The sequence below is a fragment of the Nonomuraea sp. N2-4H genome (assembly GCF_045291505.1).
GTDB classification, from domain to species: Bacteria; Actinomycetota; Actinomycetes; order Streptosporangiales; family Streptosporangiaceae; genus Nonomuraea; species Nonomuraea fastidiosa.
Window position 1 is genome coordinate 7,018,415 of sequence record NZ_CP147987.1, and the last position, 14,033, is coordinate 7,032,447.

Below are 14,033 nucleotides of genomic sequence, written 5' to 3' on the forward strand. Positions count from 1 at the left end.
TCACGCCTTGATCTCGTCCCGGCTCTGGTCAGCGGACTCACCGCGGCCGCGCGCCGCGTAGGCGACGACCCCGGCGATCAGCAGCACGAGCCCCACGCCGATGATCCCGGCCACACCCACGGGGATGCCGCCCACATCACCGTAGTCGGCCAGCGCCCACGACCCGAACAGGTGGTCGGCGGCCTGGTCGCTGAAGCCCTTGTTCTCGGCCACCGCCTCCAGGCCGTCGGGGTCGGGCGAGGCGAAGAACGACACGACACCGGCCAGCACCAGCGTCACGCCGATACCGCCGAGCAGGAACGGCTTGAGCCCGCCGCGCGCCGGGGCCACGGGCTGCTGCCCGGCCACCGTGGTCTCGCCGTCCGCGCCGCGCAGGACCAGCGGCTTGGCCAGGCCGCGGGCGCCGTACACGAGGTCGGGCCGCACGGCCAGCACGGCACCGACGGTCAGGGCCGTGATGACCGCCTCGCCGATGCCGATCAGCACGTGCACGCCGCCCATCGCGGCGGCGACGGCGCCCACCTCGATCGGGGCGGTGCCGCCGATCCAGAACAGCAGCGTGAACACCAGCGCGGCGGCCGGCACCGAGACCAGCGCGCCCAGGAACGCGGCGATCACGACCTTGCCCTTGGCCAGGCCCGTGACCAGCTTGAAGACGCCCCAGCCGACGAGCACGGTGACCAGGCCCATGATCGTGACGTTGACGCCGAGCGCCGTCAGCCCGCCGTCGGCGAAGAACACGCCTTGCACGAGCAGCACCACGGCCATGCACAACACGCCCGTGTACGGCCCCACGAGTATCGCCGCCAGCGCCCCGCCCATCAGGTGTCCGCTGGTGCCCGCCGCGACCGGGAAGTTCAGCATCTGCACGGCGAAGATGAACGCCGCGACCAGCCCGGCCATGGGCGCGGTCCGGTCGTCGAGCTCGCGCCGCGCGCCGCGCAGGCACACCGCGACACCGGCGGCGGCCACGACACCGGCGGAGACGGAGGTCACAGCGTTGAAGAAGCCATCGGGTACGTGCACCGCTGCCTCCAGTGAGCAGGTAGGACAAACCGTCCTAACTTTAGGACATCATCTTGCACCTGCACATAGGTGGCAATTAGCGCAGCAGTTTCTTCACCAGACTTTCGGCCGTCAGCCGCTTGACCACCGCGCTCAACCGCCCCTTGCCGGCCGTCGCGTACGGCCGCACGCTGCGCATCAGCGCCACCGTCCACCACCTGCTCGGAGCCGCCACCGTGCCGCCGCCCGTCTCGATCCTGAACCGCGCGGGCGGCCCGCCCAGATCGAGCTCCAGGTACGCATCCCACGTCCCCGGGTCCAGCCGCCCCACGGCGGGACGCGCCGTGAACCCGCCGCCCGGCAGCGGCACCACCCGCTCGGCCCGCTCGCAGCCGCTGCGCCGCTCCCGCCACACCAGCCGCTTGACGGCCGCCGCCTGCGGCGCGGTGCCCGCCACCGAGACTTCGCCGTCGATCAGCAGCCGCCGGCCGAGCGACCACCGCGTCCTGGTCAGCCTGGCCGTGCCCGGCACGGCCACCACGTGGCCGCCCACATCGATGCTGAGGTTGCCGTTGTCCCTGGTGAAGTAGGGCAGCACCACGACGCCGCCGATGAGCCGGGGGCGCGGCCTGCCGAGGTCGCTCTCGCGGTCGGCCCCGAGCCGCCCCAGCCGGATCACGCCCTCGATCTCGACCGCCACCCGCAGGTCCCAGACACCGGACGCGAGCGCGCCGACGTCCAGCCGCACGGTGAACTCGCCGCCCTTGCGCTCGACCGGCAGCACCAGCTCGGTACCGGGGTCGTGGCGGGCGCGCAGCACCACCGTCAGGCCGTCGTCCCTGGTGATGCCGTCGAGGCGGGCCGCGCCCGTCACCACCAGCCGGTCGCCCTCCCAGCGCAGCCCGGTCAGCCTGCGGCGCACGGTGGCGCTCTCGATGCGGGCCAGGCGTACCAGGCGGTCGATGTCGCCGAGCGCGTCGGCCCGCTGCCTGTCGATGGTGTTGAGCCGCTCGTGCACGCCCGGCGTGTACCACTCGTCGACGAGCGTGGCGACCTCGCGCGCGATCTCCTTCCTGCGCACGTCGTCGCTCTCCAGGAACGGGGTGCCGAGCTGGGTGAAGACGTCGAGCCTGAAGTGCCGGCGCAGCAGGTGGTCGCGCAGCGGCCCCGGCTCGACGTGCCGGGCCATCAGCCGGATCGGCTCCTTGATCATCGCCAGCCAGGCCAGCGGGTCCCTGCTGCCCGCCTGCTGCATGATGCTGCTGCCGTCGGGCCTGGACACCAGGTGGTAGCAGTCGTAGTCGGCCACGATGGAGATCGGCCCGGCGTGGCAGTAGGCGTGCACGCTGAAGAGGATGTCCTCCCCCACGAGCATGCCCTCGCCGAACCTGATGCGGTGACGTTCGAGCAGCTCTCTCCTGAAGAGCTTGAAGCAGCTCAGGCTGTTGTAGACGGGGCTGTCGCCGAGGCTCACCCGGTCGGCGCTCCGCTGGAACATCGAGACCGGCGCGCGCCTGCCGTGGCCGACGATGCGGCCGAGCACGATGTCGGAGGAGTTGGCGTCGGCCACGGAGACCATGCGCTCCAGCGCCTCGGGGCCGAGGTAGTCGTCGGCGTCGCAGAAGAAGACGTAGCGGCCGGTGGCGTGCTCGATGCCGACGTTGCGCGGGCGGCCGGCGCCGCCGCTGCTTTCGATGTGCACGACCTTGACGCAGCCGGGGTGGTAGGAGGCGTACAAATCGAGCAGCTCGGCGCTGCCGTCGGTGGAGCCGTCGTCCACCACCACGATCTCCTTCTTCACCCGCTGCACGAGCGCCGAGGTGAGGCACCGGTCGATGTAGGGCCGGCAGTTGTGCACGGGGATGACGACGCTGACGTCGACCGCGTCGTCATCGCTGCCTGTCCCCGGCATCGCCACCACTCCAGAGTCACGTCGCGTCGTCATCCCGATTCAGTATGTGACGCGTACGGGCATGCGCGAAGGCCGATCGCTCGTCTTCATCCCCATGCTTTTGCTAAGACCGGAGAATCGCGGCATTAAGCCGAAACGACCCCGCAAGGCCGCCAAATAGTTCATTCACGCAGCGCCGAATGGGTTTCAGGGATGGTGATTTCCCACCCGGGAGAAGGAATCCATCTCCGCCTGGTGCTTTCCCCCACCACGGCGGGCCTACGGTGATCCCGTCGAGAGCCTGACGCGTCTACAGTTAGGCGACCTGACTCGGAGGTGGCGGGAATGGGATCGGACCTGCGCGGTGACACCGCGAACGAATCGGCCGTGCACACGGCGGAGTTCATCGTGTCCTCGGCACGGCTGACGGAGCTGTACGAATGCGCCGTCCTGCTACGCCGTACACGGTTGCGCGCCGAGGAGATCGTGGACGAGGCACGGGCCCTGGTGGCCGAGGCGCGGCAGCACGGCGACACCGAGCGCGCCCTCTTGCTGGAGGACCAGCTCGAACAGGCGCACGCGCGATATCGCCAGGTGCTGAAGGCGTACCTGGTGTTGTGCCGCAGAATCAACGAGGAACGCCAGGAGATCCTGCGCGTGCACCTCGAACGTGACCGGCTCTCGGGTTTGTCGGGCGTCGCCTGAACGATATTCGGCATTCGGCGAAGGCCACCGCTCGCCGCCGCCACCGGAGCGCGACCCGCCGGGCGCGTGTTTCAGCAGCGAGCCGGGAAACCGCCGAGAATGCGATAAATTGGGGTGAACCGTTGTGGCGTTTGAGGCGTCTCAGAGTCAAGGGAAGCCCGAATTGCACGCCTTGCACGGTCGCGCAGCAGCCTGCAGTGGCAGCGGCCGGAGCCGCTCCTGATCGTGGCGCCGCGCGCAACTGAAGCGGGCTCCAGCTCCCCGGGGGGCCGTCCCCGGGGAGCTGGGGCAGGGGGCGTAACATGGCTGATCATGTTGCGCTGCGCTGTACTCGATGACTACCAGGACGTCGCACTCGGCCTGGCCGACTGGTCCCGGGTGCAGGCCAGGAGCTATCGCGACCACTTCGCCACGGTCGACGACCTCGTCACCGCCGTCCACGACTGCGAGATCATCGTCGCGATGCGCGAGCGCACGCCGTTCACCGCCGAGGTGTTCGCCCGGCTGCCCAACCTGCGCCTGCTCGTCACCACCGGCAGGCGCAACGCCTCCATCGACCTCGCCGCCGCCCGCGAGCACGGCGTCACCGTCTGCGGCACCGGCAGCAGCTCCACCCCCACCGTCGAGCTGACCTGGGCGCTGATCCTCGGCCTCGCCCGCCACCTGCTCCCCGAGGCCACCGCCCTGCGCACCGGCGGCCCCTGGCAGCACACCCTCGGCACCGACCTGCACGGCCGCACGCTCGGCGTGCTCGGCCTCGGCCGCATCGGGTCGCGGGTGGCCGCCGTCGGCAAGGCGTTCGGCATGGACGTCGTGGCCTGGAGCCAGAACCTCACCAAGGAGCGCGCCGCCGAGTGCGGCGCCCGCCTGGCGCCCGACCTCGACGCGCTGCTCACCAGCTCCGACATCGTCACCATCCACCTCGTGCTCTCCGACCGCACCCGCGGCCTGCTCGGCGAGCGCGAGCTGGACCTGATGAAGCCGACCGCCTACCTCGTCAACACCTCGCGGGCGGCGATCGTCGACCAGGACGCGCTGGCCGACGCCCTCCGCGAGGGACGCATCGCGGGCGCGGGCCTCGACGTCTACGACGTGGAGCCGCTGCCGGAGGGGCACCGGTTCCGTACGCTGCCCAACGTGCTGGCCACGCCGCACCTGGGGTACGTGACCGAGCTCAACTACGGCACCTTCTTCAGGGAGGCGGTCGAGGACATCGACGCCTTCATCGACGGCGACCCCATCCGCCAGCTCAGCTGAGCTCGCAGCGATATCGCAGCTCGCGGACCTCGCGCCCGCCTATCACGGCGTCCTTGACGGTGCCGTCCGGCCGCCAGCCCATCCGCTCGTAGAAGCGGATCGCCCGGTCGTTGCCCTCCAGCACCCATAGGGTGGCGGACGAGTAGCCCGCCTCTCTGAGCGTCCGCATCGCCTCCGTCATCAACCCGCGTCCGGCACCGCGCTTCCAGGCGGCCGGCAGCACGTAGATCGCGGCGAGTTCCCCCACCTTCGCGGGGTCGCGGTCGTCGTCCCGGGTGGGGCAGAGGTCGGCGAAGCCGATCAGGTCCCCCTCGTCCTCGGCGACCAGTGTGCCTTGGCGTGGCCATGCGGTCCGCTCGATGATCCGCTCCCACTGCGGCACGCGTTGCGCCGGTTGAAACCGGTCGAGCAGCGGTTGCGGCAACAGCCCCTGGTAGGCCCCTTTCCAGGTCAGAACGTGGACCTCGGCGATGCGCTCGACGTCGGCGGCAACCGCTCGGCGAACTCGCATGTCATCCCTTCGCCCGTGCTCTGAAAGCGGCCGTTTTCACGCGATTCTGGCAGGCGGTCGAGCAGAAGCGGCGGGTGCCGTTGCGGGAGACGTCCACGTACACGCGGTCGCAGTGCGGGGCCGTGCAGACGCCGAGCCGGTCGTGGAACTCGCCGCCCAGCACGACCGCGAGGCCCGTCGAGCAACCGGCCGCCCACTCGCCCGCCGTGGTGCCGCCGGGGCCGTGGAAGTGCAGGTGCCACGGCTCTCCGTCGTGGCGTTCGAGGTGGGGCCGCGCACCGGTCTCGGCCAGCAGCGCGTTCACCAGTTCGGCCGCGCGGTCGATGTCGTCGCCCGCGACGGCGGTGAAGACCGCGCGCAGCCGGCGCGCGACCTCGGCCAGCTCCGCGCCCTCCGCCGCGCTGACCTCCCGGAAGGACGGATAGACCGTGCGCAGGGCCGCCGTGGCGGCCGCGCCCAGGTCGGCGGGCTCGGGGAAGGCCCGGCCGCGCTGCTCTCCCGGGGTCAGCGCGTTGACGAGGGCCACCGCCACCCTCACCACAGCGTCTGTGTGACTGTTGAAATCCAATTGACCCGTTACACCTTCGTGCCGTACGTTGTAACTGCCTAAAGTCTAGATGACAGTTACAGGGGGCTTTCTGTGCTGACTCACGATGCCGCACTTCAGTGGATCGCGCGCTGGGACCGCCAGCAGGAGGGTTATCTGCCCGATCGGGAGGAGCGTTTCACCGCGCTGATCGACGCGGTGCAGGCGCTCGGCCGGCCCGACCCCGTGGTCATCGACCTCGGCTGCGGCCCCGGCTCCCTGTCCGCCCGGCTCCTCGACCGGCTGCCCGACGCCAAGGTGATCTCCGTGGACGCCGACCCGCTGCTCATCGGGCTGGGGCGGGCCGCGTACCCGCAGCTCACGTTCGTGACGGCGGACCTGCGTACGAGCGGGTGGACCGACCGGCTCGGCCTGGACGGCCCAGCCGACGCGGCGGTCAGCACCACCGCGCTGCACTGGATCTCCGAGCCCGAGCTCAAGGGCATGTACGCCGAACTGGCGAGCGTGCTGCGGCCCGGCGGGCTGCTGCTCAACGGCGACCACATGGACACCGACGACGCCACGCCCGCGCTCTCCCGCCTCGAACTGGCGATCCACGAGCTGCACACCGAGCGCGTCTTCGGAGCCGACCGCCCGGAGGACTGGCGCTCCTGGTGGGACGCCGTCGCCGCCGACCCCGACCTCGCCGAGCTCGACCGCGAGCGCACCACCGCGGGGGCCGGCCACCACGGCTCGGAGTCCCGCCTGCTGTCGCAGCACGTGGAGGCGCTGCGCGAGGCCGGGTTCACGGAGATCGGCACGCTCTGGCAGCGTGGGAACAACCGGCTGCTGTGCGCCGTACGGGGCTGACGGCGCCAGGGTGCCGGCCGGTGACGCGCTTTTGGAGCATCCCGCTCGGCGAGCTCGGCGACCTGTGATCAGCGTTCACGTGCGATCGTGACCGATCAACGTTTACGTGCGATCGTGACGCCGTCCCGTACGGGCAGCATCACGCAGTCGAGCCGGTCGTCGCGGGCTATCGCGTCGTTCACCCGGCGCATCGCCACGGCGCCCTCCCCCTGGCAGCCGGGGTCGAACACCTGGCCGCCGAGGAAGACGTTGTCGAGCACCAGCAGCCCGCCCGGCCGCAGCCTGGGGACGATCTCCTCGTAGTAGGCCGGGTAGCCGGGCTTGTCGGCGTCCACGAAGGCGAAGTCGAAGGCGGGCTCGGCGGGCAGCGCACGCAGCGTGCCGATCGCGGGGCCGATCCTGAGGTCGATGCGATCGGCCACGCCCGCCCGTTCCCAGAACGGCCGGGCGATGGAGGTCCACTCGGTGCTCACGTCGCAGGCGATGAGCCGACCGTCATCGGGCAGCGCGCGGGCGATGCACAGCGACGAGTACCCCGTGAACACCCCGACCTCGATCGCCTGCCGCGCGCCCGCCAGGCGTACCAGCATGCCGAGCAGCGCGCCCTCGTCGGCCGAGATCTGCATCCCGGCCGAGCGCCCGGTCAGCTCCCGCGTCGTGGCGGCGAGTTCGCGCAGCAGGTCGTCGGCGGGGGTGCAGTGGGCGAGCAGGTAGTCCTCGATGATCGGGGAGAGCGGCTCGACCTGATGTCCGCTCACGGGCTCGTCCCACACCACCGGCTCCTGGAGATGGCGCGTGATCTCATCCTGAACGCCGGCCAGGCCGTCCGCGTCGGCCGCGGCGGCGATCAGCAGCAGTTCCTTCCCCGCCGACAGCACCGTGCAGGTGCCGCCCGGCAGGGTCACCGCGCCCCTGCCGGGGCCGGTCAGCCGGGCGTCCGGCTTCAGCTCCTCGACCAGCCTTGCGAGGCGGCGGTCGGGGTGGTCGGTGGTGAGGCGGGCCGTGGACAGGGGCATGACTGATCCTCTTTTTCGGGATATGTCAGTACACGCCTAGTCTGCCGCTCTATCACCCGACGGAGAGGTCGAGACGGGGGAACGTGGCGATCTCCACCTGGAGGGTGGCGGCCTCATCGGGCAGCGCGAAGAGGTCCCAGAACGTACGGGTCTGGCCTGGAGCGTACTTCTCGGTGCTGCTGCGCACGCCGGAGAGGTCGGTGCAGGCGCAGTAAAGGTCCTTGCCCACCTGGAGCCGTCCCGGCAGGTAGCGGCGCCGACCGGCCGGGTCCGTCAGGCGGACGTTGCTCGCGGCCTGGTAGATGTAGCTCTCCCAGTCCTGCGCCTGGTGCAGGTCGTTGTACCAGGTCTCGGCCGAGCCCTCGTTCGTGATCGTGTACGTCAGCAGCCCGAGCCCGCCCGGCAGCCGCCGCAGCCCGGTGACCTTCATCGAGAACGGCTGCCCATCGCCCGCCTTGACCGCGGCGGGCTCGGACGTCTGCGCGGTGTCGGCGGCCGGTTCCTGCCGCTCCTGCGGCTTGGCGAAGGTGACCGTCACGCGCCGGTTGCGGCGCCTGCCCTCCTCGGTGCCGTTGTCGTAGAGGGGGCGGCGCAAGCCGTAGCCGCGGGCCTGGAAGCGTACGCCGTCGCGGGTCACCAGGCTCTCCAGCTCCCGCTGCACGGCCTGGGCGCGGCGCTCGGAGAGCGGGTCGTTGATGGCGTGGTTGCCGGTGGCGTCCGCGTGGCCCTCCACCCGCACCACGGCGGCCGGGGACGCGTCGATGAGCTTCGCCGTACGCGCGAGCACCGCCCTGGCCTTGCCGGTCAGCGTGGCCTTGTCGATGGCGAACAGCACGTCCGACGAGAGGTTGACCTGCAGGTCGGTGCCGTTGTCCGCGATCTCGTCCGCCTTGTCGAGCGACTCCGACGGCGTCACGATCCGCCGGACGATGGGCATGACGTGCTGGGCGTCGGGGTCGGGGAAGTCGCCGGCCGGGGCTCGTCGCTGATCGGCACGTCCGGCATGGGCGGGGCGACCGGGGTGACGACGGTGGCCGTGGCCGGGTTGCCCGAGGGTGCGGGGACCACCGCGTACACGGTGATCGACTCTCCGGGCGGGATGGCGTACGGGAGGTCGTCGCGCTCCTGGTCGCTGCACAGGCACGGTGAGCCGTCCGGCCGATACGGCAGCAGCCAGGTGTGGGCCGCCGCGTCGAGCACCCCGATGCCGGACGCCCACCTGATCTGGCCGAGCGGACGGGTGTGGTCGCCCAGCTCGCCGGTCCACGGAAGGTCCTTCTTCCCGGTGTTGGAGAGGCGGAGCTGCACGACCAGGTGCTTGCCCTTGACGCGGTTGAGCCCGACGACCTCCAGTTTGAAGTCTTCCGTGAGCGTGCTGCGGGCCTCGGCGAGCGCGGGCCCGACATCCTGCGCCGGGGACCCGCTGCCGGTGGGAGTCGCCGATGACGGCGGCGGGGAGGAGCTTGCGGAGGTCGGGGGCGGCGGGGTCTCGCGCTGGGGCGGCATCCCGCAACCTGCCACGGCGAGCGCGAGCATCGCGGCGGCCATGGCATGGTTTCGGCTGAACATGCGGGCGATTGTCCCCATGACCGAAAAATCCCGCCAGTTGTTTTCGCCGCCCTGGTACGGTGCTCAGTCCGTATGGTCGGTCCCTACGGAGGGGCCGCCTGCGGAGGGACGGGGGAAGGGGCGGGATGCTGGAACCAGAGGTACGGCGCGCGACGGCCGCCGCGGCGGCGACCGCCTCCTCGCTCGGCCTGGCGGCCGACGACGCGATCGTCCTGCAGAACTCGAACAAGCTCATCCTGCGCCTGCTGCCCTGCGACGTCCTCGCCCGCGTGGCTCCCGCCGCCGCGCAGGTCGCCGGCCTCGAAGTGGACCTCGCCCGCCGGCTCACCGAACGCAGCGCTCCTGTCGCCGCCCTGGACCCCCGGGTGGAGCCACGCGCGTACGAGTACGACGGCTTCGTCCTCACCCTGTGGACGCACTACGAGCCGGCGGCCGCGGAGGTCACGCCGGCCGCCTACGCCGGCGCGCTGCATCGGCTGCACATCGGCATGCGCGGCCTCGACGTACCGGTGCCGCACTTCACCCACCGCGTCCAGCAGGCGCAGCGCCTCGTAGCGGACCTTGACCGCACTCCCGAGCTGACCGCCGCCGACCGCGACCTCCTGGCCCGCACGCTGGAGGACGCGACCCGTACGATCCTCGCCGCCGCCCGCCCCGACCAGCCGCTTCACGGCGAGCCGCACCCTGGCAACGTCCTGGCCACGTCGAAGGGCCCGCTGTTCATCGACTTCGAGACATGCTGCAGGGGCCCGGTGGAGTTCGACCTCGCCCACGCCCCGGAAGACGTGGCCCGCCACTATCCGGGAGCGGACGAAAAGGTGCTCCGCCAGTGCCGCCTCCTCGTCCTCGCCATGATCACCACCTGGCGCTGGGACCGCGACGACCAGCTCCCCGACGGCCGCCGCCTGGGCGCGGAATGGCTCACCCGGCTCCGCACCGAGCTGCGGTAGGACGCCATGCGATCGACGATCCCCCTGGGCCGAACTCGGCGAGGCACTGGCCAGGCACGCCCACCTATGGGACGTCGTCCCGCTGCCGGAGCAGGAGGTGCGGCATCCGGAAGAGGTGCGCTACTCGTAAAGGTGGGCGGCGTGCACCTGCAAGGCGAGTGACTGCCAGGTGGGCGGATCGACGGCGTCCTTGAACGGGGCTCCTTCGCCGACGCAACCCCCTTGAGCCAGGCCGCCCACCTCCTGAGGAAGTCGCCGGCGTACACGCTGCTTCAGCGTCCCTCGGCGAACCGTTTCCCCTCGCGGATCTGCCGTTCGACGTCGGCGCGGTCCGCATCGAAGTCGTCCGCCATGGTCTCCAGGTAGGCGGCGAAGTCGTGTACGTCGTGAACGCGCGCGACGTCCGGGGAAGCTCAGGAGGTGCTGTCATGCGGACGAGCGTAAGCCCTCCGGCCGCAGCGCCTCCCCGCTCGACATCGCGCCTTTCGCGGCCGCGCCCCGGCGAATAGCCTCGGCCTGGGAGAGGGCCTGACGATCCAGGAGGGCGGATGGCGGTCGAGCTCATCTACGAGACCCACTCGATCAGCACCCACAACGAGGAGGGCATCGCCAGCGGCTGGCTGCCCGGCGAGCTGTCGGAGCGGGGCCGTGCTCTGGCCGCCGAGCTGGGCGAACGCCGCCGCGACGACGGGCTGGACGCGGTGTTCAGCTCCGACCTGCGGCGTGCCGTACAGACCGCGGAGATCGCGTTCGGCGACGCCGGCATCCCGCTGATCCAGGACCGCCGCCTGCGCGAGTGCCATTACGGCGAGCTGGACGGCGCGCCGCTGAGCCGCCTGGCGGGCCGGCGCGCCGAGCACATCGACCGGCCGTGGCCCGGCGGCCAGAGCTACCGGGACGTGGTGGAGCTGACCATAGACTTCCTGCGCGAGCCGGCCGAGAAGTGGAACGGCACGAAGGTGCTGCTCATCGCCCGCTCCGCCAACCGCTGGGCCCTGCAGCACCTCCTGGGCGGCGTACCTCTCGAAGACCTGGTGGTTGCGCCGTTCCACTGGCGGCCCGGCTGGACGTACACGCTGCCCACGGGTTGGAACGGGTCCTGAGGCCACGCTTCAGCGGGGTGACAGCCCCCGCCATCCTCACCCGCTTCGCCGCCTCGGGCGAGATCGGCCCGCGACGGGCAGAAGCGGGAATGCCGGGGCTGATTGGCCCACCAGGAGCACTGGCCGTCCTGCTGCTCCCACATCACAGGCAGGCCGTCATGAGCTCGGTGAGGGCGCCATTGTGGCAGCATGCACGCCGGAAGGGCCTGTCCAGCGCTGCCAGGCGGGCGTACGAGCCGCGGCGTCAGGCCGTACGCGATCCTTCGGCCCGCTCCAGCACCACGACGGGAATCTGCCGGCCCGCGGCCGCCTCGAACTCGGCGAACTTCGGGACGAGGGCCACCTGCCTCGACCAGATCCGCTCGCGTTCCTCCCCCTCCGCGAGCCGGGCCACGACCGGCACCCGCTCCGTCCCGACCTCGACGACGGTCCGCGGGTTCGCCATCAGGTTGTGGTACCAGACGGGGTGGCGCGGGCTGCCGCCGTACGTCGCGAAGACCGCCCAGCCACCGTCGACCTCCTGGAAGAACAGCGGGTTGATGCGCTCCCGCCCGCTCTTGGCGCCGATGTGGTGCACCAGGATGAGCCGCAGGCCACGCTCGTCGAACCCGGGCAGCGGCGGCGGTACGGGCCGCCCGGCCGCCAGCTCCTCATCACTGCTCCAATGCACCCATCCGCCGTTGGCCCGGAACTCGGCGATGACGCGGTCGTTCCAGCCGTTGATGTCGGCGCCCCCGGCCTCGGTCACGGCGGTCATGGGCTCGTCGGACATGGCATCCCCCTTCACACCATCCGATCATGTGATTCGCAAAGTAGCACAAAGCGGAGCAAGCGCTCCGGATAAGGGAGGTACGCTCGATCGCATGGCAGTGCCCGACCCGGCGAGCGCCACACACCCGCAACCGGCGAGCGCCACACATCCCGACCCGGCGAGCGCCACACGTCCCCAACCCAAGGGCACCACGCGGCGCCGCGCACCGCGCGCGGACGCGCTCCGCAACCGGGAAGCGATCATCCAGGCCGCCGCCGAGGTGCTGGCCGAGCAGGGCACGGCGGTGGACGTACGCGAGATCGCCCGCCGCAGCGGCGTGGGCATGGGCACCCTCTACCGGCACTTCCCGAAGAAGGAAGACCTCGTGCACACGGTCCTGCTCAGGGACTTCTCGACCTGGGCGCGGGCGGCGCGCGCGACGGCGTGCGACGCCGAGGACCCGTGGACGGCGCTGACCGCCTTCTTCCAGCAGGCCCTGACCGGTTACGCCCGCCACCGCGCCATCATGGAGAACCTCGCACTGACCTGGGCCGGCCCCGACCTGGAGGGCGTCCGGCAGCTACGCCTGGTCATCGAGCACCTGTGCGACCGCGCCTGCGCCGCGGGCCTGCTGCGCCCCGGCGTGACCACCGACGACCTGCTGCTCCTGCTGGTCTCGCTGGGCCACGCCGTCCAGATCACCGACGAATGCCGCCCGGGGCAGTGGAACCGCCTGCTGTGCATCTCCCTCGACGGCCTCCGCGCCACCGGCCACCCACAACCACTCCCCGCCTGACGCCCACAACCGCAGAAGGGGTTTGAGACCTGGAGCGTCCGGTCGCAGTGCCATTACGGCAGCACATCCACGAAACACCGACACGCTGGAACCCCGCCCGGAGAGGAAGGGCTCGATGATGCGTATCGGCGTGACCGGCCACACGAACCTCACCCGGCGTGAAGCCGGATCACGCCGAGCAGTTCGACCGGCTCCTCGCAGCCGCGGCCACCGTCCGGATCACGGGCTTCGACCATGCAGGCGAAGCAGCGTACGAGGCCGCTAACGAGGCGAGGCTTTCGTCTGTGGACGAGATGGCGGCCGTGTGGGACGGCAAGCCCGGCACGGGCAGAGGCGGCACGGCCGAGGTGGTGGCCGAAGCCCGCAAACGGGGCATGAAGGTGACCGTGATCTGGCCGGAAGACGCGGCGCGCGAAGAGCGGCCCTGAGCGCGCCCGGTCTTCTTCCGGCTCTTCACAACCTGATCCGGCGCTCACCCGGGAGCCAGCCGGCTGAGCCGCTCCCATGCCTTGTACTGCTCGATGCGCCCCTGCTCCATCTGGAGCACCATGTCGTACGAGGCGCCGCCGACGATCAGCCGCACCGGCGGCTCCGGCAGGTCGATCAGCTCCATGACGGCGGGCACGGCGGTGCTCGGGTCGGGGCCGGCGTCGTCGCCCCACATCTCGGCGAGCTGGGCGCGCAGCTCCCCGTACAAGGGGTCGGGCTCGGTCATGGTGGTGCCCACCGTGAACAGGCCGGTGTCGTAGCCGCCCATCTGCAGGATGGTGACCTTGATGCCGAACGGCGCCACCTCCATGGCCAGCGCCTCGCTCACCGAGTTCAACGCCGACTTGCTCGCCGCGTACATGCCGGTCGAGGCGAAGCCGCCGCTCGCGCCCATCGAGGTCACCTGGAGGATGTGGCCGGAGCCCTGGGCTCGCAGGTGCGGCACGACGGCCTGGGTGACCCAGACGGCGCCGAAGAAGTTGACGTCGAACTGCTCTCTGAGCTGCTCTTCCGTGGCCTCCTCCACCATGCCGAGCAGCAGGCCAGGCGTTGTTGAGCACGATGTCGAGCCGTCCGAACGCGGCCACGGCCTTC

16 protein-coding genes are annotated in these 14,033 nt (G+C 71.1%); 7 read left to right on the forward strand and 9 right to left on the reverse strand.

All coding sequences use genetic code 11. From position 1 onward, the window contains the following. Positions 1-1,026 (reverse strand): energy-coupling factor ABC transporter permease, encoded by a 1,026-nt coding sequence (locus WBK31_RS32065; RefSeq protein ID WP_364063179.1) that lies wholly within the window; start codon positions 1,024-1,026, stop codon positions 1-3. Positions 1,027-1,102: 76 nt separating this feature from the next. Continuing rightward, positions 1,103-2,950 carry a glycosyltransferase family 2 protein gene (locus WBK31_RS32070; protein ID WP_364063176.1) on the reverse strand — a complete coding sequence of 616 codons (1,848 nt, stop codon included), beginning with the start codon at positions 2,948-2,950 and terminating at the stop codon, positions 1,103-1,105. Between the two features lie 291 nt (positions 2,951-3,241). Here WBK31_RS32070 and WBK31_RS32075 point away from each other — a divergent pair, with 291 nt between their 5' ends. Continuing rightward, complete coding sequence (locus tag WBK31_RS32075) at positions 3,242-3,601, forward strand: hypothetical protein (protein WP_364063173.1); 360 nt, start codon at positions 3,242-3,244, stop codon at positions 3,599-3,601. A gap of 312 nt (positions 3,602-3,913) precedes the next feature. Continuing rightward, a complete protein-coding gene (locus tag WBK31_RS32080; RefSeq protein WP_364063170.1) occupies positions 3,914-4,858 on the forward strand; it encodes a D-2-hydroxyacid dehydrogenase family protein in 945 nt (314 codons plus the stop codon). Here WBK31_RS32080 and WBK31_RS32085 read toward each other — a convergent pair. Both WBK31_RS32085 and WBK31_RS32090 read right to left on the reverse strand, forming a co-directional pair. After that, positions 4,851-5,369, reverse strand: coding sequence for a GNAT family N-acetyltransferase (locus tag WBK31_RS32085; RefSeq protein WP_364063167.1), 519 nt, complete (start codon positions 5,367-5,369; stop codon positions 4,851-4,853). The two genes, WBK31_RS32080 and WBK31_RS32085, sit on opposite strands and share 8 nt — an antisense overlap. Before the next feature lies 1 nt (position 5,370). After that, positions 5,371-5,907, reverse strand: a complete 537-nt coding sequence (locus WBK31_RS32090; RefSeq protein ID WP_378786081.1) for a CGNR zinc finger domain-containing protein — start codon at positions 5,905-5,907, stop codon at positions 5,371-5,373. Between the two features lie 102 nt (positions 5,908-6,009). On the opposite strand from WBK31_RS32090, the gene WBK31_RS32095 reads away from it, so the two are divergent. Further along, positions 6,010-6,765 (forward strand): class I SAM-dependent methyltransferase, encoded by a 756-nt coding sequence (locus WBK31_RS32095; protein ID WP_378786080.1) that lies wholly within the window; start codon positions 6,010-6,012, stop codon positions 6,763-6,765. Between the two features lie 95 nt (positions 6,766-6,860). Here WBK31_RS32095 and WBK31_RS32100 read toward each other — a convergent pair whose 3' ends face one another. The 3 genes from WBK31_RS32100 to WBK31_RS32110 are packed head-to-tail and all read right to left on the reverse strand — an operon-like array spanning position 6,861 to position 9,350. Then, on the reverse strand, positions 6,861-7,781 hold the full coding sequence (locus tag WBK31_RS32100; RefSeq protein WP_364063158.1) for a class I SAM-dependent methyltransferase: 921 nt from the start codon (positions 7,779-7,781) through the stop codon (positions 6,861-6,863). Between the two features lie 52 nt (positions 7,782-7,833). Beyond that, positions 7,834-8,718 (reverse strand): OmpA family protein, encoded by an 885-nt coding sequence (locus WBK31_RS32105; protein WP_406673610.1) that lies wholly within the window; start codon positions 8,716-8,718, stop codon positions 7,834-7,836. Then, positions 8,694-9,350 carry a hypothetical protein gene (locus WBK31_RS32110; RefSeq protein ID WP_406673611.1) on the reverse strand — a complete coding sequence of 219 codons (657 nt, stop codon included), beginning with the start codon at positions 9,348-9,350 and terminating at the stop codon, positions 8,694-8,696. Before WBK31_RS32110 ends, WBK31_RS32105 begins: the two co-directional genes overlap by 25 nt. A gap of 125 nt (positions 9,351-9,475) precedes the next feature. Between WBK31_RS32110 and WBK31_RS32115 the strand changes: the two genes are divergently transcribed. Together WBK31_RS32115 and WBK31_RS32120 are read left to right on the forward strand one after the other, a co-directional pair. Next, entirely contained in the window at positions 9,476-10,300 is an 825-nt protein-coding gene (locus tag WBK31_RS32115) for a phosphotransferase (RefSeq protein ID WP_364063152.1), read from the forward strand. A 548-nt stretch (positions 10,301-10,848) separates the two neighbouring features. Beyond that, the gene (locus WBK31_RS32120; protein ID WP_378786077.1) at positions 10,849-11,403 is read left to right on the forward strand and encodes a histidine phosphatase family protein; all 555 of its coding nucleotides are present in this window, start codon (positions 10,849-10,851) and stop codon (positions 11,401-11,403) included. A 244-nt stretch (positions 11,404-11,647) separates the two neighbouring features. Here the strand turns inward: WBK31_RS32120 and WBK31_RS32125 are convergent, their stop codons facing one another. Continuing rightward, positions 11,648-12,175: a nitroreductase/quinone reductase family protein gene (locus WBK31_RS32125; protein ID WP_406673612.1), complete on the reverse strand. Its 528-nt coding sequence runs from the start codon at positions 12,173-12,175 to the stop codon at positions 11,648-11,650. A gap of 91 nt (positions 12,176-12,266) precedes the next feature. Between WBK31_RS32125 and WBK31_RS32130 the strand changes: the two genes are divergently transcribed. Continuing rightward, on the forward strand, positions 12,267-12,950 hold the full coding sequence (locus tag WBK31_RS32130; RefSeq protein ID WP_406673613.1) for a TetR/AcrR family transcriptional regulator: 684 nt from the start codon (positions 12,267-12,269) through the stop codon (positions 12,948-12,950). A 158-nt stretch (positions 12,951-13,108) separates the two neighbouring features. Next, on the forward strand, positions 13,109-13,378 hold the full coding sequence (locus WBK31_RS32135; protein WP_406673614.1) for a hypothetical protein: 270 nt from the start codon (positions 13,109-13,111) through the stop codon (positions 13,376-13,378). Between the two features lie 44 nt (positions 13,379-13,422). Here WBK31_RS32135 and WBK31_RS32140 read toward each other — a convergent pair whose 3' ends face one another. Beyond that, positions 13,423-13,968, reverse strand: a complete 546-nt coding sequence (locus WBK31_RS32140; RefSeq protein ID WP_406673615.1) for an SDR family NAD(P)-dependent oxidoreductase — start codon at positions 13,966-13,968, stop codon at positions 13,423-13,425. Between the last annotated feature and the right edge of the window lie 65 nt (positions 13,969-14,033).